The sequence below is a fragment of the Sphingobacteriales bacterium genome, assembly GCA_016700115.1.
Lineage (GTDB): Bacteria > Bacteroidota > Bacteroidia > Chitinophagales > UBA2359 > UBA2359.
In genome coordinates, this window is sequence record CP064999.1 from 1,489,042 (window position 1) to 1,509,540 (window position 20,499).

The 20,499-nt window shown below is 42.1% G+C and carries 16 protein-coding genes; 3 read left to right on the forward strand and 13 right to left on the reverse strand.

The window, feature by feature from the left end; all coding sequences use genetic code 11:
* Positions 1 to 64: 64 nt before the first annotated feature.
* The 5 genes from IPM47_05185 to IPM47_05205 form a co-directional block, all read right to left on the reverse strand.
* Positions 65 to 787: a tetratricopeptide repeat protein gene (locus IPM47_05185; GenBank protein QQS30344.1), complete on the reverse strand. Its 723-nt coding sequence runs from the start codon at positions 785 to 787 to the stop codon at positions 65 to 67.
* Between the two features lie 137 nt (positions 788 to 924).
* Complete coding sequence (locus tag IPM47_05190; protein ID QQS30345.1) at positions 925 to 2,850, reverse strand: protein BatD; 1,926 nt, start codon at positions 2,848 to 2,850, stop codon at positions 925 to 927.
* Positions 2,851 to 2,902: 52 nt separating this feature from the next.
* Entirely contained in the window at positions 2,903 to 3,742 is an 840-nt protein-coding gene (locus tag IPM47_05195) for a tetratricopeptide repeat protein (GenBank protein QQS30346.1), read from the reverse strand.
* Between the two features lie 5 nt (positions 3,743 to 3,747).
* Positions 3,748 to 4,809, reverse strand: a complete 1,062-nt coding sequence (locus tag IPM47_05200; protein QQS30347.1) for a VWA domain-containing protein — start codon at positions 4,807 to 4,809, stop codon at positions 3,748 to 3,750.
* Between the two features lie 29 nt (positions 4,810 to 4,838).
* A complete protein-coding gene (locus IPM47_05205; protein ID QQS30348.1) occupies positions 4,839 to 5,834 on the reverse strand; it encodes a VWA domain-containing protein in 996 nt (331 codons plus the stop codon).
* Positions 5,835 to 6,158: 324 nt separating this feature from the next.
* On the opposite strand from IPM47_05205, the gene IPM47_05210 reads away from it, so the two are divergent.
* From IPM47_05210 to IPM47_05220, 3 genes are all read left to right on the forward strand, one after another.
* On the forward strand, positions 6,159 to 6,752 hold the full coding sequence (locus IPM47_05210) for a Crp/Fnr family transcriptional regulator (protein QQS30349.1): 594 nt from the start codon (positions 6,159 to 6,161) through the stop codon (positions 6,750 to 6,752).
* A 74-nt stretch (positions 6,753 to 6,826) separates the two neighbouring features.
* A complete protein-coding gene (locus IPM47_05215) occupies positions 6,827 to 7,123 on the forward strand; it encodes a phosphoribosylpyrophosphate synthetase (GenBank protein ID QQS30350.1) in 297 nt (98 codons plus the stop codon).
* 85 nt (positions 7,124 to 7,208) lie between these two features.
* Positions 7,209 to 8,087: a pirin family protein gene (locus tag IPM47_05220; protein QQS30351.1), complete on the forward strand. Its 879-nt coding sequence runs from the start codon at positions 7,209 to 7,211 to the stop codon at positions 8,085 to 8,087.
* A gap of 185 nt (positions 8,088 to 8,272) precedes the next feature.
* Here IPM47_05220 and IPM47_05225 read toward each other — a convergent pair whose 3' ends face one another.
* From IPM47_05225 to recA, 8 genes are all read right to left on the reverse strand, one after another.
* Positions 8,273 to 8,881, reverse strand: coding sequence for a DUF937 domain-containing protein (locus IPM47_05225; GenBank protein QQS30352.1), 609 nt, complete (start codon positions 8,879 to 8,881; stop codon positions 8,273 to 8,275).
* An 862-nt stretch (positions 8,882 to 9,743) separates the two neighbouring features.
* Positions 9,744 to 14,123, reverse strand: a complete 4,380-nt coding sequence (locus IPM47_05230; GenBank protein QQS30353.1) for a T9SS type A sorting domain-containing protein — start codon at positions 14,121 to 14,123, stop codon at positions 9,744 to 9,746.
* Positions 14,124 to 14,389: 266 nt separating this feature from the next.
* Positions 14,390 to 14,917, reverse strand: a complete 528-nt coding sequence (locus tag IPM47_05235) for an SMI1/KNR4 family protein (GenBank protein QQS30354.1) — start codon at positions 14,915 to 14,917, stop codon at positions 14,390 to 14,392.
* Positions 14,918 to 15,004: 87 nt separating this feature from the next.
* The gene (locus IPM47_05240) at positions 15,005 to 16,096 is read right to left on the reverse strand and encodes a mannose-1-phosphate guanylyltransferase (GenBank protein QQS30355.1); all 1,092 of its coding nucleotides are present in this window, start codon (positions 16,094 to 16,096) and stop codon (positions 15,005 to 15,007) included.
* Between the two features lie 145 nt (positions 16,097 to 16,241).
* Positions 16,242 to 17,222 (reverse strand): KpsF/GutQ family sugar-phosphate isomerase, encoded by a 981-nt coding sequence (locus tag IPM47_05245; protein QQS30356.1) that lies wholly within the window; start codon positions 17,220 to 17,222, stop codon positions 16,242 to 16,244.
* A gap of 118 nt (positions 17,223 to 17,340) precedes the next feature.
* A complete protein-coding gene (locus IPM47_05250) occupies positions 17,341 to 18,201 on the reverse strand; it encodes an alpha/beta hydrolase (GenBank protein ID QQS30357.1) in 861 nt (286 codons plus the stop codon).
* Positions 18,202 to 18,273: 72 nt separating this feature from the next.
* Positions 18,274 to 19,110, reverse strand: a complete 837-nt coding sequence (locus IPM47_05255) for an alpha/beta fold hydrolase (GenBank protein QQS30358.1) — start codon at positions 19,108 to 19,110, stop codon at positions 18,274 to 18,276.
* A gap of 321 nt (positions 19,111 to 19,431) precedes the next feature.
* The gene (gene recA / locus IPM47_05260) at positions 19,432 to 20,490 is read right to left on the reverse strand and encodes a recombinase RecA (GenBank protein QQS30359.1); all 1,059 of its coding nucleotides are present in this window, start codon (positions 20,488 to 20,490) and stop codon (positions 19,432 to 19,434) included.
* Between the last annotated feature and the right edge of the window lie 9 nt (positions 20,491 to 20,499).

Consider the following 20,499-nt stretch of genomic DNA (forward strand, 5'->3'; position numbering starts at 1 on the left):
GCCACAAAAAGGTGAAGAATGAAAGGGTTGAATGAAACGGAATGTCCTTATTTTAGATAACCTTTTATATCCGAATCAGGAAAGATTCGTTGACCCAACCCTCTCGGTTGTCGGCCAAAACCACCCGTACCCAACCATTTACCCGCTCATTATTCCGCACTTTGATGCCGGATGATAGGGTTGTAATTTGCTCGCTCGAGTCGGCCGGTCCTTTTTTCAATGGCACTTCTTCCTGCATTACTATTGCAAAATCTTTACTGGTTTCGGCTTGGTAGCGGGAATAGCCAAAAGTGGTGAACATCATAAATCCGAATAAAAAGACAAAAGCTGCGGCAAAGGCCTGTTTTTTGCGAATTACCTGTTGTACTTGTTGAAACAGAACCCCTGAAACAGCAGCACCAAACAAAAAGAATACCCCTAAAAATGCCCAAAATCCAGAGGGCAGCAAACCGGTGATTTGCTGCCACCACAGGCGATAAAATATTTCCGGCAATTCGTCAACAGGTTGGGTAATTTTTGCTTTTGCCAATTCCAGATTGTTATGGATGTTTTTGTTGTGCGGTTGAATCCTCAAAGCGCGTTCGTAGTTCAAAATAGCTTTTGCTGTTTGTTGTTGCTGGTAATAGGCATTGCCAAGATTGTAATAAAGTGCCGCCGATTCATAACCACTGCCGGCAACTGCCTCATATAGTTCGATGGCTTTTTGATAGCCGGCTTTGGAATAAGCCTCATTAGCCTGAATCAATTGTTCTTTGGTTGTATTTTCTGACTTGATGTTAACAGGCATAAACAGTAGAAATAATACAGCAAAAAGAAACAGGGCAGTTTGAAAGATACGGGGATATGAATTGAACATGAGATGTTGAATAAAGTTGAAGTAGTCAAACAATTGGGTATTTCGCAAATCTTGTTTAAGGTGAGGTGTCAGGTTTTCAGATTTCCCAAAGATCCGGAATTTAAATCATCCTCTATAGCAGCTATGGTATGAATTGCATTTTGGTAGGTTCGCTCCATATCCATAGTATTGCCAATCGGGGAAAACAAGGCTATTTCACATTCACCGATAGTTTGCAGTAATTGATTGATATTGTGCGGGGCTACTTTGTTTTGTTGTAAAATTGCGGCTATATTGTTTTTGTCTAATTGACTGGCCGGTATATACATACGGTCGCTCAGGTAGTGCCAGATAGCCCTGATCACCTCATCGTAAAAAGCACGGTTGCTGCTTTGTTGCAGGTGTAAATTTGCAGTTGTCAGTCGTTGAATGGCTACTTTTTGTGCCAGTTTTTGTCTTATTACCAATGGGTCTTCTTTCTCTTCTTTTCGTTTAATCAACAAGGCTGTTGCACCGGCAAACATCAGAACCGGCAAAGTGATTAAGGCAATATGCAACACAGAACCCCAAAAAAAACTGCCTTTGCGGGATAAGCGCAATGAGTTGTTTAAGGGTGCAAGGGTCTTTGTAACTGTGTTGGTGGATTCGGGCTTTGCAGTTTCTTTACCTTGTCTCACATTCAGAATGACGGGGGGTGATGTAGCGGTTTGATAGGTTTTGGTTTCGGGATTAAAAAAGCTGAACGAAATATCGGGCAACTGCTTAACTCCGGCTTCAGATGGAATGAGTGTGTATTGGTAGTTTTTACGACCTTTAACACGGTCTTGCTGCACAAAGGTCTCTTCGTCCATCAATGGGTCGAAGGTTTCAATATCGGGGGGGAAAGCCGGTTTGGGCAGGTCAATCATTTTGGTATTTCCGCTTCCGGAGACCATAATTTTAAGAGTTACGGAGGTATTTGTTTCAGGATTAGGATTGGAAGTCAGGACACTGATTTCATATTGTCCGACTGCACCGGTAAAATTTTCGGGCTTGCCGGTTTCGGGCAGATCGGAAATTTCTAATTTAAGCGGATCGGTCATGATATCCACTTCCTGATTGGAGTAAAAAAAACCTCCCCAAAATCCTCCTCCTGCTTGTGAATTAGGAACACGAGCTATGACCTGCACATTCATCAGGTCAATTTCCAAAGGGCCGGAACGTTGCGGGAAAAGGGCATACTTTTTAATGTCCACAAAGCGGTAATCTTCTCCCTTAATATTGGCATTACCGGGCGTTTGCTGAAAAGTAGGCGTGATGTCTTCTACCCAAAAACCTGTAAAAGAAGGTGGGGTTTTAACAGCATAATTTCCAATGTCCACATTGGTATAAAGGCGATAAATTACCGTTACCTGCTGCCCGATATACGCTTTGGTGGTATCCGGAAAAACGCTGATCCAGATTTTGGGTTCACCGGAAGCCTGAGTATTTGGACGACCCGACTGAGCGGGGTGTTGAGGCTGTGTTTGTGATGGGTTTGGCGTATTTTTGGGTTGTGAAGTTCTGGATGCCGAAACACTGATGGTAACTTTTTCGCTGCGCAGGGTTTGGCGTTTATCGGTAGTAACCAAGGCGGGGGGAAGGGTAAAAGTACCTGCTTTTTTAGCGCGCAACACATAACCAATGCTGACCGAACTTGACATACGTCCGTTGACAAACTGCATACTTTGAGACTTATTAGGACCACCAACAATATAAAAATCATCCATCGCCGGTGCCTGAAAATCAACCATCCCAACATTTTGGAGTGAATAGGTGATTTGAAAATTTTCGTCTGTGCTTACATTGACCTTGGAGGGGCTTACCGAAAATTGTTGTGCCAAAATGCCGGAAGTGTTCATCAAAACCAATATCAGGCAATAAATTATCGCAAAAGCTGATCCCTTCCAACTACAAAATTTATTATTATCATCTAACCGTCCGGCCGGATGATTTGGATTGATATTAGCCCAAAAATGTCGTTTTCCGATGTTCATGTCCTTGCTTTAAATTCGTATAGTCCGTCCTTTGTAACGTTTTTTTTTGCGTTTACCAGTCTTTATCTACTTTCGTCTTAGTGGCTTTCCCCTGCCTTTGTTTTAGTTTTTGCTGCACTTTCAACTCTTCATTTTTTAGGGCTTCGAGCAGTCTTTCTGTTTCTTCTTTGCTGAGTTTGCGTTCGGTGAGTTGTTGCGCTTCTTTTTGCTCCTTCTCCTCCTCTCCTTCCCGTTGTTGTTGCTGTTGCTGTTGTTCTTTGCTTTGCTGCTCTTGCTGTTCCTTGCTATTTTGTTGCTCTTGTTGCTTTTGTTGGTCTTGCTCGTTTTGCTGTTCCTGTTGTTGTTCTTTGCTTTGCTGCTCTTGCTGTTGGTCTTGTTGCTCCTGTTGTTGGTCTTCCTGATTTTGCTGTTCCTGTTGTTGGTCTTCTTCCTGTTTTAATTTTTGAGCATAAGCCAGGTTGTACTTTGCCTCCTGATGACCGGGGTTTCGCCGCAAGGCGTTTTTATAGGCTTCTATGGCTTCCGGCAATTTTTTTGATTTCAACAAGGCGTTTCCCATATTGTAGAAAGCGTTGGACTGATACATTTTATCGGTACCGTTTTTGGCAATTTGGTCATATTGGGTAGCCGCTTCTTCATATCGTCCTTGTTTGTAAAGACTGTTGGCTAAGTTGTAACCGGCAATCGGTTCAGTTTTCGGATGTTTTTTTTCTGTTGCCTTCCGGTAGTCTATTTCTGCAAGTGCATACTCATTCTCATGGTATTTTTGATTTCCCTGCCTTACTAAGCTTTTGGCTGACTGTGCCTGAATAGTTACTTTTGGCATATAAGCTAAAAAGGTAAAAAACAGGACAACAAAGAAGGCTTTTGGCCAATTGATACACTCGTTCATAATTTTCATTGTGTTGAGTTGTTTTCTGGTTTTTGATCCTGACCAAATAAGTTCCATCCTGCCCAACGAGTATTTTTACGTTCGGAGGTAAAAAACTCAATGAGCAATAAAATGAGGGCAATGGCTAAAAAGTATTGGAACTGGTGGGCATATTCCGCCACGATATGATCTTCAAATCTCCTTTTTTCCAAAGCACCTAATGCCGTCAATACGTCAGATGCTTCGTCTTTAGCGCCGGTAATTCTAAAATAATCTCCCTTTCCGACCTCGGCTATCTGTTGTAAAATATCTTCGTTCAGTTTTGATAATATTAATTCTCCGTTGTCATCTTGCTTATAACCGGCCTTGCGACCGTTGACAATTACCGGAATTTTTGCCCCTTCCACCGACCCGATGCCGAGGGTGTAAATAATCAGCCCATCTTCGGCCGCCTTCTTTGCAATGGAGGCAGCATCTGCTTCGTGGTCTTCACCATCTGAAATGATGAGCATGGCTTTGTGTTTTTTAGACTCCTCCGGATATGAGCGTGCGGCCAAATCTATGGCTGCGCTTAACGCTGTACCCTGTGTGGGAACAATGTCGGTATTGATTGTTTTCAAAAACAGTTTAGCTGCTGCATAATCGGCACTTAATGGCATTTGCAAGTAGGCATTACCGGCAAATACGATTAACCCGACACGATCGTCCTTCATATTGTCTATCATACGGGAAACCAATTGACGCGCTCTTTCAAGCCGGTTTGGTTGAAGGTCTTCAGCCAACATACTTTTTGAAACGTCTATGGCTATTATAATGTCTATACCCTGCCGGGTTACCTTTTCTAACTTAGCTCCGATCTGAGGATTAGCCAACCCAATAACAATAAAGAAATAGGCTCCCAAATAAAGCAAAAACCCGACTTGTTTTTTACGCACTGAAAAATCGGGCATCAACCGCATCAACAGGGAATCCTCAGCAAAACGCATAGACGCATTTTTTTGCCATTGCATTCCGGCTCTGAAAATCCACAAAAAAACCGGTATCAACGCGAGCGCATATAACCAAATACTGTTTTCAAATTTAAACACCCTGAATAGTTGGTTTAAATGTTAGTCCTTTATGATATTCCCCTGAACAGGGTATTTTTAAGCAAAATTTCGAGTGCCAGAAAAAGTGCAGCTAATAAAGCAAACACATGAAAATGTTCGCTGAACCTGCTAATTTTTGACACCTCTATTTTTGTTTTTTCCAGCTTGTTAATTTCATCATAAATTTGACGAAGGCTGCTGTTTTCCGTTGCACGGTAATACCGCCCACCTGTCATTTCTGAAATTTTCTGAAGCAGGGTTTCATCTATTTCAACAGGCATTTTCTGATACTGAATGCCAAAAAAACTCTGAACCGGATAAGGTGCATAACCTCGTGTTCCGACACCAATTGTATATACCTTTACCCCTGTTTGCAAGGCTGTTTCTGCTGCTGTAAGGGGGTCAATAAAGCCGGAGTTATTAACCCCGTCTGTGAGCAAAATAATGATTTTACTTTTGGCTTTGCTTTCTTTCAGACGACTGACCGCAGTGGCTAAACCCATCCCGATTGCTGTTCCGTCTTCAATCATACCACTTTCTATTTGTTGCAACAGTGTGTTTAGTACCTGATGATCGGTTGTTGCCGGACATTGGGTAAAACTCTCGCCGGCAAACACAACCAAACCTATCCGGTCGTATTTCCTGCTTTTTATAAATTCCAAGGCCACTTGTTTGGCTGCCCCTAATCTGTCGGGTTCAAAATCTCTGGCCAACATACTGCCCGATATGTCAATAGACAAGACGATATCAATACCTTCCGCATTTATCTTCTCTTCGGCAAATTTGTTTTGCGGGCGGGCAAGGGCAATGACCAACAGAACAAAAACAGCTATTTTAAACCCGCTTAGATAAGGCCGCAACTTCGATTTTAAAGATCCGACGTTGTGAAAAGCCGATAATGATGACATTTTCAACTCGGGATATTGCTGTTGATATTTGCGCCATTGCCAGATTATCAACAAAGGCAAAAGCAGCAACAACAAAAAGAAACCCGGATTTGCAAAGGTGAGGTTGGTGAAAGACATCTTTTTTTTTGGCCAGATGTTTGGTTAAACGATGCAAAATTAACCAACTTAACGGCTACATGATGCAAATTTTCTTGTTTTTTAACTCTTATTAAACTTCGGTGAGCGTCAGACTGCTATTTATATCTGATTCTGCCCAAGTTTTTTGTAAAAATTTATTACCCAATATTCGTCATCGTCTTCTGTTTAATATGATTTTAAGGCTATACCTGCTCTAAATAAATGTGCCGGGATTAGATTTAGAATCTATCCCAATCTGTTCTTCCTGTATCTTGTATCCATTTGTTTCGCTTGTTGTTTGTACTTTGTGGCAATAATACTGACATGAAACAAGGATTTTACAAATACCTGAAAGACACCGCTTTGGTCAACCCGGTGCATTTGCCGGCACTGATGGATATGGTCAAAGAAAGAGAAATCAACAAAGGTGAATTTTTACTTTCAAAAGGGCAGGTTTGCCAGCACGCCTTTTTTGTAGAACAGGGGTTGCTGCGCTTCTATTCGATAGACGAATCCGGAAAGGAGCATATCATTCAGTTTGCCCCCGAAAACTGGTTTATCAGTGACAGGAGTAGTGTGTATTTCGGGCATCCCTCCGAATTTTTTATTGATGCGATAGAAACAAGCGCGGTTATATTGTTAGACCAGCATTTTATTGAAGCAGCATCTGAAATCAGTACCGAGTTCAGAAATTACAATGAGTTTATTTTACAAAACCATATCCGGCAACTGCAAAACCGGATTAATCTGCTGATTAGTGCGAGTTCGGAAACAAGATATTTGGAATTTATCAAACTTTATTCAAACTTGATTACCCGCGTTCCACAATGGATGATTGCTTCTTATTTAGGCATCACCCCTGAAAGCCTGAGCCGTGTCAGGAAGGAACTGGCAAAAAACAAGCATCGGTCAACTTGATTTGTTCTCCTTGTGTTGTTCAACTGACACACGAAATTGAAATTTTTTTGGTACAAACCTCTAAACCAATTGAGATGGAAGCTTATGACACGATGGTAGAAGCTATTAACTCCCTGAAACTACAAGGCTATGTTGAAGATTTCAACCTCAGAAACAATTGTCTTGAATGTAGAAATGGTGAGTTTCAAATTTTTCATGACGAATTTCATATTGACAAACAGTTCCGGTTTGAAGACAATACTGATCCGGACGATCAGGCTATTTTGTATGCCATTTCTTCTGAAAAGTATCAGTTGAAAGGCATTTTAGTCAACGGATATGGCATATATTCGGATGAACTGACCAACAAAATGCTGGAAAAGTTGCGGTAGTGCTTTTCTTATCATACATCAATGGTCAGCGCATTTAGTTGCCTTAATTTTGTGGAAAATTCGTTAAATTTAAAAACAAACAAAAATGGCAACAAGAAGTATTGAAGTAGTCGTTCCGCCGAGGGAACCTCATTATGTCGGCGACGGATTCAGGGTTCATAATTTTATTCCGGGTGCATACCGTTTGGATATGAAGCGCATGGATCCGTTTATTATGCTGGATTATAATTCAAAATTCTATTTCCCGCCGACAGACAAACCCAGAGGAGTGAGCGTTCATCCACACAGAGGGTTTGAAACTGTAACCATTGCATACAAAGGAAAAGTAGCTCATCAGGACAGCAGCGGAGGAGGCGGGGTGATTGGTGAGGGGGATGTTCAATGGATGACCGCAGCATCGGGTATTTTGCACAAAGAGTTTCACGAAGAAAATTTCAGCAAACAAGGCGGTGATTTTCAAATGGTTCAATTGTGGGTCAACCTGCCGGCAAAAGACAAAATGTCTGAGCCAAAGTATCAGGGCATTTCCAATACCGATATTGCAAAGTATGTTTTACCCGAAAATGGAGGATTGGTCGAAGTAATTGCCGGAACATATCAGGGACTTAAAGGCAGTGCAAATACCTTTACCCCCCTCCACCTGCTAAATGCACGGTTGAACAAAAATGCAAAGGCTTCTTTTGATTTCCCCCAACACTTCAACACAGCCTTGCTGGTGATTGAAGGAAGCATCAGGGTAAATGGAATTGAAAAAGTACCGGCCGATCATTTAGTCCTTTTTGAAAACGACGGAACTGAATTTAGCTTCGAAGCTTTGGAGAATGCAGTTATCCTGATATTGAGTGGCGAGCCACTGAACGAACCAATTGCCGCTCATGGTCCATTTGTGATGAACACGCACCGGGAAATTGTGCAAGCCATTCAGGATTTTCATGCCGGCAAGTTTGGTTATCTGGAAGAGTAACAGGAAAGGTAAAAAACTGGGGATTTACAGGGTTAATACTACATACAGCCCTGTTAACTGATAAAAAAAGCAAAGGGAGGAAAACAGGTATAAACCCTTGTTTCCCTCCCTTAAACTTTTGTAAAAATCAAATCAGGGGAAGTTTCCTAAAATTAACCCTTTTTGTCCTTACGGGGATCTCCAGGTTAGTTCCGTCCGTTCATCCAGTTTTTCAGAAAATTCATACCCATTGCTGCCACATCGTCCAAAACATTACCGTCGTTGTCCCTGTCGAGCAGTTTTCCGATGAGTCCCATATTTTTAGGGTCGGTTTTTTGCACATCATTAACAGAGGTATTGAGCAATCCTGCCAAACCTTCGGCATTCAATCCCTGAGAACGCTGCTGCTTTCCGAGCAAACCCATTGCCAAAGGAGCAGCTATCTGCATAATACTTTTGGTTGTATTTTTGTCAATACCGGTGTTGTTACTGACAAAATCAGCAATCTGGTCAATCTGTCCGCCAAAAACATGGCCCATTATGCCCATTCCGGGGCCTTGAGAAAAGTTTCCTAAAAACCCGAGCAGGTTGTCAAAAATACTGCCATCATGGTCTTTAGTAACTGCGTTAAAAAGTGCATTTGCACCTTCTTCCTGCGAGGCGTTGTTGGCGAGTGCTGTGGCAAAAATGGGTAAAAACTGACTTAGTGCTAACTGGGTAGTTCCTTTATCCAAACCTAATTGTTGGCCAATCATTTCGGCAGCTTGTCCTCCAAACTGACTGTTCAACAAATCGAGAAAATTGTTTTGGTCCATAATAAAAAACGTTGTTTATAGATTAAAAAAAGCTTGCTTGTATGTCTGCTGTGATGCAAATATAAATAAAGGTTTAGGAATAAAAAAATATTTAACAGATTTGGCCGGTAAAGTTGTAAGGCTTATAAAAACCATCTCATCTTCCAATTCGTTAGGTGTTAAACAGGAGGATTTATTCCCGATGATGGAGTCTTTTCTTACAGCCTTATATTAACGGTTTGTCAACCCATTAAGGTTTAATCAACAACAAAGAAAACAGGGGTAAGTCCTTTTTTCTGTAATTCATTGTAATAAAACAAGATTTTAGGTAAAAATCAGGGGTTACAAAAGTCATTTGCAGGGGTGCAATAAGCCTTTGCAGGGGCGATTTGATGTATTGCAGGGGTGCATTAAGTCATTGCAGGGGTGAATTGATGTATTGCAGGGGCGAGTTAAGCCTTCGCAAAGGCACAATGCTACTTTGCAGGGGTACAAAAGTTTATTACAGGGGTGCAATAAGTCTTTGCATAGGCAAAATGCTTCTTTGCAGGTGCGCAATAGGACATTGCAGGGGTGAATTAAGTCAATGCAGGGTGGACTTTTAGCTTTGCGGAGGAATTTTAAACCTATGAACAGGTTATTTTCTCATGAATCCATTCTAATTTTTAAAATTTGAACGGAACGATGTTTATCATGATGGCATGTCTGTTAAAACCAACTTCTATTAGACAAAATATCAGTTACATAGGTATTGTTGCACAGATTATCTGACTAATATGTAAGTCAGTTTAGTGTAATCTGTTTAAAACAAAAAACTCCGGTAAATCTTAGAATTACCGGAGTTTTTAAAAAAAGGACAAAGAGTCCGGACTGGTTTAAAGCCTTATCTTTGAATAAGCAGTTTGCCGCTTAAGACCTGCTCGCTGCCCTGAATGTTGAGCAGATACAAGCCGGGTACAAGTTGTTCGACTGAAAGCGTGGCTTGAATCTGACAATCTGTTCCTGAGTTGGTTTGTTGTTGCAGAACAAGTTTACCACTCAGATCAAATATCCTGATTAGGTTGTTGCTGCCCGTATTGGGATAAGCAATTGTTACTTCCCTGGCTGCCGGCACAGGGCTGATGATAATGTTACCTGAAGCCTGTTCATTGTCTGTGCTGTTGATACTGATTGTTCCAAGTTTACGGGTAGTACCGTTCAGGTCGGTTTGTGAGAGTTGGTAATAAGTAGCAGCACAGGATTTGTATGAATCAGTATATTGATAAGTTTGCGTGGTGATGCTGGTTCCGGCAGCCTGTACATTGGCTATACGGGTAAAATCCTGACCATTGCTGCTACGCCAAAGTGTGTAATACTCACAATCGGTTTCTGTGGCCGTTGCCCAGCTCAGCAAATTTCCATCTGCTACCGGTTCACCTTTAAAATATATCAGTTCAACAGGTGTTTTGATACAGAAAAAGGATTCGGACAATGTTACTGTTTCACAGCCAAACGCATCAGAAATAGTAAACTCATAAATTGTGGTTATACCCTCTGCAAAAATGACTTCTGCCGAAGATCCGTATTCAATTTCTCCTCCCAAATCACCTATTGAAAAATACGGGCTGGTGTTGTCATACTGCGGATAACCTCCCTGAGGGAAGGCAATAACATGATAATCGCCGGTGAGCCAATCGCAAAACTCGTTTACCAACACTGTAATTGGAGCAAGGAACAAGACTGGAGTTCCTGCAGCAATATCAATACAGGGGTCAGACAGTAAGGGACCGCCGGAGCCATCAGGTAGTGCGGCAACTGCTGAAACATAATAGGTAACATAGTACTGACCGGCAGGGCTGATGTCTGCGAAACTGAAAGCGCCGGTTGTGTTTTGAGCTAATATTGTACCTGCCGTTTCATCTGGTGAAGTATGAAGGATGTAATAAAGTTCCTGTCCTTCGTCTAAAATCTCATCCCCAAGATTAGTAACCGTCAGGGTTTGGTCGTGGCAGGCAATTTCAAGGTCTGAAGGCATAGTTCCTGCCTCACCTGCCGATACCACGATGGCAGCCGAAGCAGTGGCATTACATCCTTCATCCCCTACAGTATAGGAAACGGTATAAATTCCCGCACTCAACCCAATAGGCGAGAAAATACCGCTCACCGGGTCAATTCCTGTTCCGCTCCAGGTTCCTCCCGGAGTTTCGGGTATAAACAACGCCGGACCGCTTCCCTGACAGAAGTTAAACGACTCAAAAGCCGGACTGGGAGGTGCAACAACAAATACGGTTTGCGTAGAAGTGTTTGGGCATCCGTTAACCTCAACAAATAAAGAAATAGCGATTGGGGTATTCAACAATTCAACAGGAACATCCGAAGGGCTGAACACATTGCTTTCTACGGCAGTACCTGTAATTGTTGCTCCGGCAGTAACCGGCACAAGGGTAACCGGTCCGTCAGTAATACAATAAGTGATTCCGTTTATGGGGTTTCCGTTCTGGTCTGTATAACTGGCATTAGGCAAAGCATTAACTGTAACTGTGGTAGTTGTCGTACTTGTACAGGAAGGAATAGTACCCACTGTGTAGGTAACAACATAGTCGCCCGGCGTAAGACCGGCGGGGTTAAACAAACCGGTAGCGGGATTGACCACTCCGGTTCCTGACCATGTACCTCCCGGAAGCGAGGCCTGAAGCAAGGCAGGAGAGTCGCCCGGACAGAAATTTAAAGGGAAAGCCTCCACAGACTGTTCACCGAGTACTACAATAGTCTGGGTGATTTGGTCTTCACCGTTGCAGGTGCCGGGATTGATGGCTAAAAGTGTAATAGAATAAGTGCCGGCTTCGGTAAAAGTATAGGAAGGGCTTGTTTCAGTTGAGGTGGTAGCATCCGGAAAAGTCCATTGATATTCGGTAGCATTGATACTGGTATTGGTAAACTCAACGGTATAAGGAACACAACCCGGAGGAGGGAGGTTAAACTGTGCAACTGTGGGTGCTGTATCGAATGAAAACTTAATGCAGCCAAGGTTGCAATTTGTAGAGTTATTGGTGGTTGACCATGCCCCGGGAGTAGTTGGGAATAAATCTGAACCACCACAACCGGCACAAACTGCCTGGTAAATAACTCCGGCTTTGTCGAATCGGCTCGTACCGCCATCAACATGTTCGCCCGTTCCGCTTGGCGAACCAAAAAAGGTGGCATATAACAAGGTAGAGGCGTTTTCGCCGAGAATTATGAAATAGTAGTCGCTGCCGTCTGTAGCATTATCGAAAGCATCGGGGGTAATTGGCAGTCCGTTGGTTGTAGAACCCGGTAAAGTACTATTTACGTTACCACCCCATCCGGAAACATAGATCTGATAGCAATTATCAATCAAAAATGCGGTTGGTGAGATATTGGGTGAGCCGTTGCCATTTCCAAAGGTGGTTGACCATATAGAGGTTGTCAGGTCATTGCTTAGTTTGTGAATATACTGACCGCTGTTGGGGTTGTTATAAACGCCCGCTGAAACAGGATAAACGCCCGCAGTTTGGCCGACTGTATAAATATTGAGATCCTGGTCTATATCAACGAAAAAGGACTGATCGTAAAGTGAAGTGCCGAGATAAGTAGAACCGATTAAAGTACTGCCATCAGAACTGATTTTTGCGAGCCAGGCATCCGATGTCCCGCCGTTAAAGCTGGTATCATAAGCCCCCGGAGTAGTCGGAAAGTTGTTGCTGTTTGTGCCACCACAGACGTAAATAGTTTCGTCAGTATCCATTTTAATAGAATAAGCCGCATCGTCTGCAGTCCCACCCAAATAAGTGCCCCAAATCATGTTGGTAAGATTGGGATTGAGTTTTATAAGGCAGGCATCCTGTCCTCCTTGTGCAAATTCTGAGATAACGCCAACTGTAGCAGGGAAATCCGGAGAGTTTGTTGAAGAAGCAAGATAGATATTTCCCCCTGCATCTATAAATACCTCTCCCCGGCTTTCATCTGCATAATTTCTTTTTAAGGCTGTTGAGAGGTTTAATCCGTCGTTTCCTACTCCACCTATAAAAGTTGAACCTATTAGTCCGCTTCCGTCCGGTGTAAATTTGGTAACGATAATATCAGAGCCGGGGCCGCTTTGGTAAGGAATAGAATTGAAGGTAACAGCAAATCCGCCATTGAATGACTGGTCAAAGGCACCTGCTGTTGTTGGAAAGTTTACCGAGCCGGTGGTGCCATATACAATCAGTTCGTCCGATGGAGTAACTATCATACTATGAGGCACTTCGCTACTCGCGCTTCCTCCCAAATAGGTAGAATAAATAAGGCTGCTCCCGTCGGGAGAGAATTTGGAAATACTAATATCAACAACAAAGGGTCCGGAAGGGTCTCCGCCTGCAAAATTGACCTGAAAAGCACCGGTAGTGGTGGGATAGCCAACTCCGAAAGAAGCGCCACCGGCATAAAGATGTCCGGAGTTGTCATAAGTTGCGGTAAAACCCCAGTTGTCGGAGGTTGCTCCGGTATAACTTGCAAAAATCAAAGTGGGGTCAATGATTAATTCCTGCGAAGTGTCATAACCTTCCGGCATGGAAAAAGTAACAGTATTGCCCGAAACACTGAAAAAGCAGGGAACCTGAGTCAGTTGCCCGTCAATATACTGATAGGCATAGGGTTGCTGTTCAATCACCGTATTGACAGAGGTTGCCATGTGTAAGTTTCCGTTTTGGACAAAAAGGTTATCCAAACCTTCGTATTGCAACTGAATTTGGTTGGCATCAGCACCGGGTGCTACTATAAAATCGTATTTCACCTGCCCTCCGTCTCCATAAAAACGCAGGTCAATCCCATTGTAAAGATTATAGTAATCAATTTGATGAAACAAACCGACATGCCCTTTCCAACGGGAAGGGTCATTATCAATAAAGTAATTGCGGTAGGTCTCGTGCTGACAGGAAGCCTGAGCTTCTGTGGGCAGGTTTACATCACCGGCAAACAACATCTGAAAAGCATGGCAATGAATGGAAAAGTCAGACAAATCCATCTCGGGATTGTGATGGGCTTCATGAAGATAGTCCAAATCTGAAGGACTTACTAATACATAAGTCAACCTGTCAGATTCTAAAAACAAACGGGCAGCGTTCAACTCAACCTGATATTTTATTTGGTCGTCCCATTGTCCTTTGTTTTCGACAAAATTTAGGTAGGTATCCGGCAAGTCGCCGGGTTCACAAGCTATTAACACGGCAGGCAATTGCATCCAGCCTATCATAGAAAGCAAAATAAGAGTTAGTAGTTTTTTCATAATAGAAAAAGAGGTGGTTTAGTAGTTGATTAGTTCAATGTTCGTTGAACGCTTGTCTGTCCTGAAATTGAAAAAAGTCCGGCAATATACGACCGCAAATTACAAATTTGTATGGGTTCTCCATGCATTTCAATCAGGTTTCAACAATTTTTTATTAGTAAACAGTGTTGTTCTGACAGATTTTGGAATTACAAGTCTGTTTTTTTTAGCGGAATCTGTCCACTTGCCCACGATACTTTTCATTAAAAGCGGTTAATCCGGGGGGATTAGTAAGTTTCTATTTCACCTTCAAGTTCAATATAGGAATTCAGCAATTCATCAAAAGACTGAAATAATACCTTCCATTTGGCCGGATTCAATTCATGACAGGCATAAATTATCGGCGATTCGTTCAAGTTGGAGGCTTCCCATACCAGGATTTCCTGTTCTTTCGTGTGGATGATTGGAATATATCGTTTACCTGTTTTCTGTTCCATTTCCTGAATATCAAAGGCTATGAATTCGCCCTCAAACCGGTATGCGTCCATAATTTCCTGTAAACTCAAAAAATAATTGCTGTTCCAGATTATGCCTGCCTTCATTTCGGCATTTTCGAGATCCTCATCGCTCCAGCTATCATCAGCAAAACAACCCCCGTTACAATTTGTATAAAAAGATTTCAAGGTTGGAGGTAGGGTAATCTTTAATATTGCTTCGAATTGAGAAATTTCGGAAACGGATGCACCTGTATTCCAAAAACTGCGGTGTTGTAACTGTCCGGCTTTTTCGTTAAGTTTTAAAATAATTTCAGTCATCATTGCCAAAATTAAACAATCGAAACAAACTATAGAGTACCTTATTAACCCTGTTGTAATCTTGTTTTTTATTATTGCAGCCCTCCATCAGGCAAATCTATTGCCATGTTTTTCAACAACATCAGCGTAGATGTTTTTAATGTTTTGTTCGTCCTCAATAGGGCAAATCAGCAACACATCTCCGGAATCTATGACACAAAAACCAGATAGCCCCTGAACGATAACGAGTTTATCGCTATTGATCTGAATCAGGTTATTGTCTGAGACATAAGTCAGAATGTTTTTACCGCCAAGCGCATTGTTTTGCTGGTCTTTCTGGTGCTTTTCCCAAAGTGAAGACCAACTGCCCAAATCACTCCATCCGAAATTTACAGGTAGTACGTAAACATTATCAGCATATTCCATGATGGCATAATCAATAGATGTGGCCGTACATTCTTTGTAAACTCCGGCAACAAATTCCTCTTCCTCAATTGTATTGTAAAGCCCTTCCCCTTCTGAAAAAAGCTCGTACAAATTGGGGTTTATCAGTTTAAATGACTCAAGAATGCTCTTGACATGCCAGATAAAAATGCCTGAGTTCCACAAAAAATCTCCAAATTCTACAAAGTCTTTGGCCACTTCATAAGAAGGTTTCTCAACAAAAGTCTTTACTTTGCAAATTCCGTTCTTGCCAACTTTTTCATCAAACTGAATATAACCATACCCGGTATGCGGACGGGTAGGCTTTATGCCAAGGGTAACCAATGTGTTGGTTTGAGACGCAAAATCCAAACAACTGAGCAAAGCATTATTAAACAGTTCGGTTTCCGTAATGTAATGGTCTGAAGGTGCTACAATAAATGTGGCATTCGGATTGATTGCCGCAATTTTATAGGCTGTAAACAAGATACAAGGGGCTGTATTTTTTCGCGCCGGCTCAGAGATAATCTGAAAGGGCTGAATTCCGGGTAGCTGCTCTTTGACGAGTGGAATATATTGTTTGCTGGTGATGATGAAAATATGATCTTCTGCAATAAACCTGGCAAAACGATCATAAGTACTTTGTAATAAACTTTTGCCAGTATGAAGAATATCTAAAAATTGTTTTGGATTTTTTTCACGGCTTCCCGGCCAAAAACGACTGCCTATGCCACCGGCCATAATGGCAACATAGTAATTTTCAAAGGCACGTTCCATGTTTAAATTGATTATCTTTTTTACTTATTATTATAATGTAGCGGGTTGGTGAGATTGTTTAAAAAATTAGATAGCTGCAAGATACAAATTATCAGGATAGTTCAGTCGCAATCAGATTTTCAATAAACCTGACAACGGCAACTTATTAAGTCAAGCCTTCCCTGAGCAAATCGTGAATATGAATCATCCCGATATAACAGTTGTTTTGGGTTATTGGAAGTTGGGTTATTTTATATTGACGCATCAGTTCGAGGGCATTTATTGCTAAAGAACCGGCCTGAATATGCTTAGGTGATTGGGTCATAATGGTTCCCGCATTTTGTTGAATATTGTTGTCGTTTCTTTGCAGGAAACGGCGCAGGTCGCCATCAGTTATGATTCCAATAAGCTGGTTATTATGATCAGTAACAGCAGTAGCCCCCAGTCTGCCCGAAGTCATGGCAACAATAATTTCAGAAAGCGAAGCATCGCTGTGTACTGCCGGCGCTGAATTATTGGGATAAATATCATTGACCGAGAGGTATAATTGTTTTCCTAAAGCCCCTCCCGGATGGAATCGCGCAAAGTCGGCAGGGGTAAATCCCCGCAACTCAAGCAGGCATACGGCCAAAGCGTCGCCCATTGCCAACTGTGCAGTGGTACTGGAAGTTGGGGCCAGATTGTTGGGGCAGGCTTCTTTTGAAACTGTGGTATTTAGCACATAATGCGCTTGTTTAGCCAAATATGAATCTACATTGCCTGTGATGGCACCAAGTTTACCGCCCAATTGCTTGAGCATGGGCGATAAAGCTTTTATTTCGGGAGTTTCACCACTTTTGGAAAGACAAATCACGATATCATGAGGGGAAACCATCCCCAAATCTCCATGAATAGCATCGGCAGCATGTAAAAAGGTTGCCGGAGTGCCGGTAGAATTTAGCGTTGCAGCAATCTTTTGGGCTATTAGCGCGCTTTTACCTATTCCAGTCATAACCACCCGTCCCGGACTTTGCAAAATATCCAATACACATCGTGCAAAATCATCTGTCAGATATTCCGGCAGGGCAGCAATCGCCTCAGCTTCTATTCTGAGTGCTTCTGTTGCCCGATATAGTATCTGAGCGTAGGTAAAATTATGTAAATTCATTGATTTCGGTTAACCGGTTGCAAAAGTACGCAAAGCCTGCCGAGTTAACAAACAAAACAGGTTTCCCTTCGGTTTGCATCGGTTGTCTTGCTTTTCAGCTCATAAAAAACCTAAACCCTCATTTAACCTCTTTACTTTTTGTGGGGTTTGTATTTTTCATTTCACCTTCCTCCAAAAACTGCTGCAAGAACTGATGATATTGTTCATATTTTCTCAGGTTGTTATGCCCCGCTCCGGGTATTGTGATAAACCGGTCAGGGTTTTCGAGAAACGGTTTGAGCAAACTTCCTGATGCGTAGGGAACAACCCGGTCTTTCGTTCCATGAAAAATATAAACCGGACATTTAACCTCCTGAATCCACAAATCGGAGCGAAAGTTATATCGCAGCAATTTATCGTAAGGAATAAAAGGAACATACCGGCGGGCAACATCGGCAATATTGTAGTATGGGGTTTCTAACATCAGAGACCGTGGTTGGTTTTGTGAAGCCAGTTTAGTCGCGATGCCACTTCCCAAAGACCGTCCGTAAATGACGATTTGATCTTGTTCGAACCCGTAGCAATTTTTCACCTCATCGTACAACCATTGGGCATCTGAGTAAAAAGATTCTTCATTGAGTTCACCTTTGCTTTTCCCGAACTGTCGGTAGTCGTACATCAGTATATTGTACCCTTTTTGAGTAAAATCAATGGCAAACTGACCATATCGCTGCAGATTGCTTGCATTGCCATGCAGGTAAAAAATCAACCCTTTGGGATTCGGGGTGGTGAAATACAAGGCATTTACCAATACGTTGTCATCGGGTCGAAAAAACAACTCTTCAAACGGCTCCTGATGGTCAAATTGGTATTTATGGTCTTGGGTTAGCGGAAGCGGAAACAGCAATAAGCGTTCCTGGAATACGACAGAAAATGAAAAAAGACTCATTACTACAATTATTCCGATGATTAAATTGCGGATAACTTTGAGGTTAAACATAACAAATCGGGCTTGCCTCAGCAAAGATAGTTTTGGGTTAAAGGAATGTCGGCTATCGGTTGTACCAAATATTTAGTCATAAGAAGACTTCATACCACTGTTATAGACATATCTTCTTGCTACATCGTTCAAAATAGCATAAAGATGATCGTGATAGGCTGCAAATCGGGGCAGATTATTGTGTCCTGCTTCCTCAATCGGAATGATTGTGCCGTTTGCATTGAGTTCAGATAATTTTTTACCGGAACTGAAAGGAATAAGCCGGTCTTTGGTTCCATGAAGGATGTAGATGGGGCATTTAACTTTTGGCATCCACAGGTCGGTGCGGATATGGTATTTCATGATTTTAGAAACCGGAAGGAATGGAACAAACCGCTTTACGGTTTCCAAAAAATTAAAGTATGGGGAATCGAGAATTAGTTTTTGCGGGTTATTATGGGCAGCCACATAGGTAGCAAATCCCGAACCCATTGAACGACCATAGATAATGATTTTTTCTTCGGGATACAAGGTTTTCAGATGGTCGTATGCCATTTGGCAATCTTTGTAAATCGCGCTTTCGCTGCGGCGACCTCTGCTTTTGCCAAACCCCCGATAGTCAATCATGTAGAAGTTGTAATCTTTACCCAAAAAATCGCGCGCAAATTTGCCCCATCCTTTTACACTTCGGGAGTTTCCTTTAAAATAAAAAACTACTCCTTTTGCGCGGGGAAGTGCAAAATGAAGTCCGTTGATGATTGCACCCGGTTCGGGGTGTAAAAAAAACTCCTCAAATGGATATTCATATTGATACTGAAAATCGTCCGGCAACTTCTCAGGATGAAAAATAAACCACTCCTGAACAAGATAAGTAATCAAGCAGGCAGCAAGATATAATGCTATAATGCTAACAACAGCAGTCAGCCACATACCCTAAGCGGTTGGTTTAAAAATCCCTTTAAATTTTACAATTCTTTCAGAAAACAAGGTAAGAACAACATTTTTTCAAATCACAAAGACTAATAATAAATTTTGAACATCAAACAATCAATGCTCTCTTTATTGGTGTGTTGCAGCCTCTAAAGTAGAATTAAATAGAAATACTTGTGCTTATCAGGTCATTGTTTTAAAAAAAACAATTCAAACTATAAGAATTGCCCCCTTATATCGTAAAAAAACCGGAAATTCAGGACCATTAACAGCATCCTGATTTTCCGGCTTCAGTTAATTTGAGATAGGTCGGCTCAGGGTTTAATCAGTGCTTACATCATAATCCTCGTCTCCTTCTTCAACAAAAGGAGCATTGCCTGATTGAGCAAATAAGACCTCTTTTATCTTTTGTTCCAATATTTCTGCCAATTCGGGATTGTCTTTCAAAAATACTTTCACGTTATCCCTTCCTTGTCCTATTTTGTTGCCATCGTAGCTATACCATGAACCACTTTTTTGGATGATATCTAATTCAGAGGCGTAGTCAATGATTTCACCAATTTTGGAAACCCCTTCTCCATACATAATATCGAATTCAGTACTGCGGAATGGAGGTGCCATTTTGTTTTTCACAACTTTTACTTTAGTGCGGTTGCCAATGATGTCGTTGCCGGATTTGATTTGTCCTGTCCGGCGGATGTCTAAACGAACAGAGGCATAAAATTTAAGCGCATTTCCTCCGGTGGTGGTTTCGGGGTTGCCAAACATCACACCTATTTTCTCGCGAAGCTGATTGATGAAGATACAAGTGCAACCTGTTTTGCTGATGGTGCCGGTGAGTTTTCTCAAGGCCTGAGACATTAAACGCGCCTGCAAACCCATTTTAGATTCTCCCATATCTCCTTCCAACTCACTACGGGGAACTAACGCCGCAACCGAGTCAATCACAACAATATCCAAAGCACCGGAACGTATCAGATGATCGGCAATTTCGAGAGCCTGTTCTCCATTGTCGGGCTGAGAAATCAGCAGGTTGGAAACATCTACACCTAATTTTTCGGCATAGTTTTTATCGAATGCGTGTTCTGCGTCAATAAAGGCAGCTATTCCGCCCTGTTTGTGTACTTCGGCTATGGCATGAATGGCCAAGGTGGTTTTACCTGACGATTCAGGTCCGTAAATTTCGATTACCCTGCCACGAGGATATCCGCCAATACCCAGAGCAATGTCTAAACCCAATGAACCGGAAGGGATGACATCTGCTTTAACGGCTTGCTTGTCGCCAAGCTTCATGACTGTTCCTTTGCCATACATTTTATCTAATTTGGCGACAGTCATCTGAAGTGCTTTATCTTTATCGCTGTTTGAAGGGGTTGCCATAAGTTTGTG

Excerpts from the sequence above, each read along its gene's own strand:
- IPM47_05185 (QQS30344.1), bottom strand. The coding sequence starts at position 787 with ATGCCTGTTAACATCAAGTCAGAAAATACAACCAAAGAACAATTGATT.
- IPM47_05190 (QQS30345.1), bottom strand. The coding sequence starts at position 2,850 with ATGAACATCGGAAAACGACATTTTTGGGCTAATATCAATCCAAATCAT.
- IPM47_05195 (QQS30346.1), bottom strand. The coding sequence starts at position 3,742 with ATGAACGAGTGTATCAATTGGCCAAAAGCCTTCTTTGTTGTCCTGTTT.
- IPM47_05205 (QQS30348.1), bottom strand. The coding sequence starts at position 5,834 with ATGTCTTTCACCAACCTCACCTTTGCAAATCCGGGTTTCTTTTTGTTG.
- IPM47_05210 (QQS30349.1), top strand. The coding sequence starts at position 6,159 with ATGAAACAAGGATTTTACAAATACCTGAAAGACACCGCTTTGGTCAAC.
- IPM47_05215 (QQS30350.1), top strand. The coding sequence starts at position 6,827 with ATGGAAGCTTATGACACGATGGTAGAAGCTATTAACTCCCTGAAACTA.
- IPM47_05220 (QQS30351.1), top strand. The coding sequence starts at position 7,209 with ATGGCAACAAGAAGTATTGAAGTAGTCGTTCCGCCGAGGGAACCTCAT.
- IPM47_05225 (QQS30352.1), bottom strand. The coding sequence starts at position 8,881 with ATGGACCAAAACAATTTTCTCGATTTGTTGAACAGTCAGTTTGGAGGA.
- IPM47_05230 (QQS30353.1), bottom strand. The coding sequence starts at position 14,123 with ATGAAAAAACTACTAACTCTTATTTTGCTTTCTATGATAGGCTGGATG.
- IPM47_05235 (QQS30354.1), bottom strand. The coding sequence starts at position 14,917 with ATGACTGAAATTATTTTAAAACTTAACGAAAAAGCCGGACAGTTACAA.
- IPM47_05240 (QQS30355.1), bottom strand. The coding sequence starts at position 16,096 with ATGGAACGTGCCTTTGAAAATTACTATGTTGCCATTATGGCCGGTGGC.
- IPM47_05245 (QQS30356.1), bottom strand. The coding sequence starts at position 17,222 with ATGAATTTACATAATTTTACCTACGCTCAGATACTATATCGGGCAACA.
- IPM47_05250 (QQS30357.1), bottom strand. The coding sequence starts at position 18,201 with ATGTTTAACCTCAAAGTTATCCGCAATTTAATCATCGGAATAATTGTA.
- IPM47_05255 (QQS30358.1), bottom strand. The coding sequence starts at position 19,110 with ATGTGGCTGACTGCTGTTGTTAGCATTATAGCATTATATCTTGCTGCC.
- recA (QQS30359.1), bottom strand. The coding sequence starts at position 20,490 with ATGGCAACCCCTTCAAACAGCGATAAAGATAAAGCACTTCAGATGACT.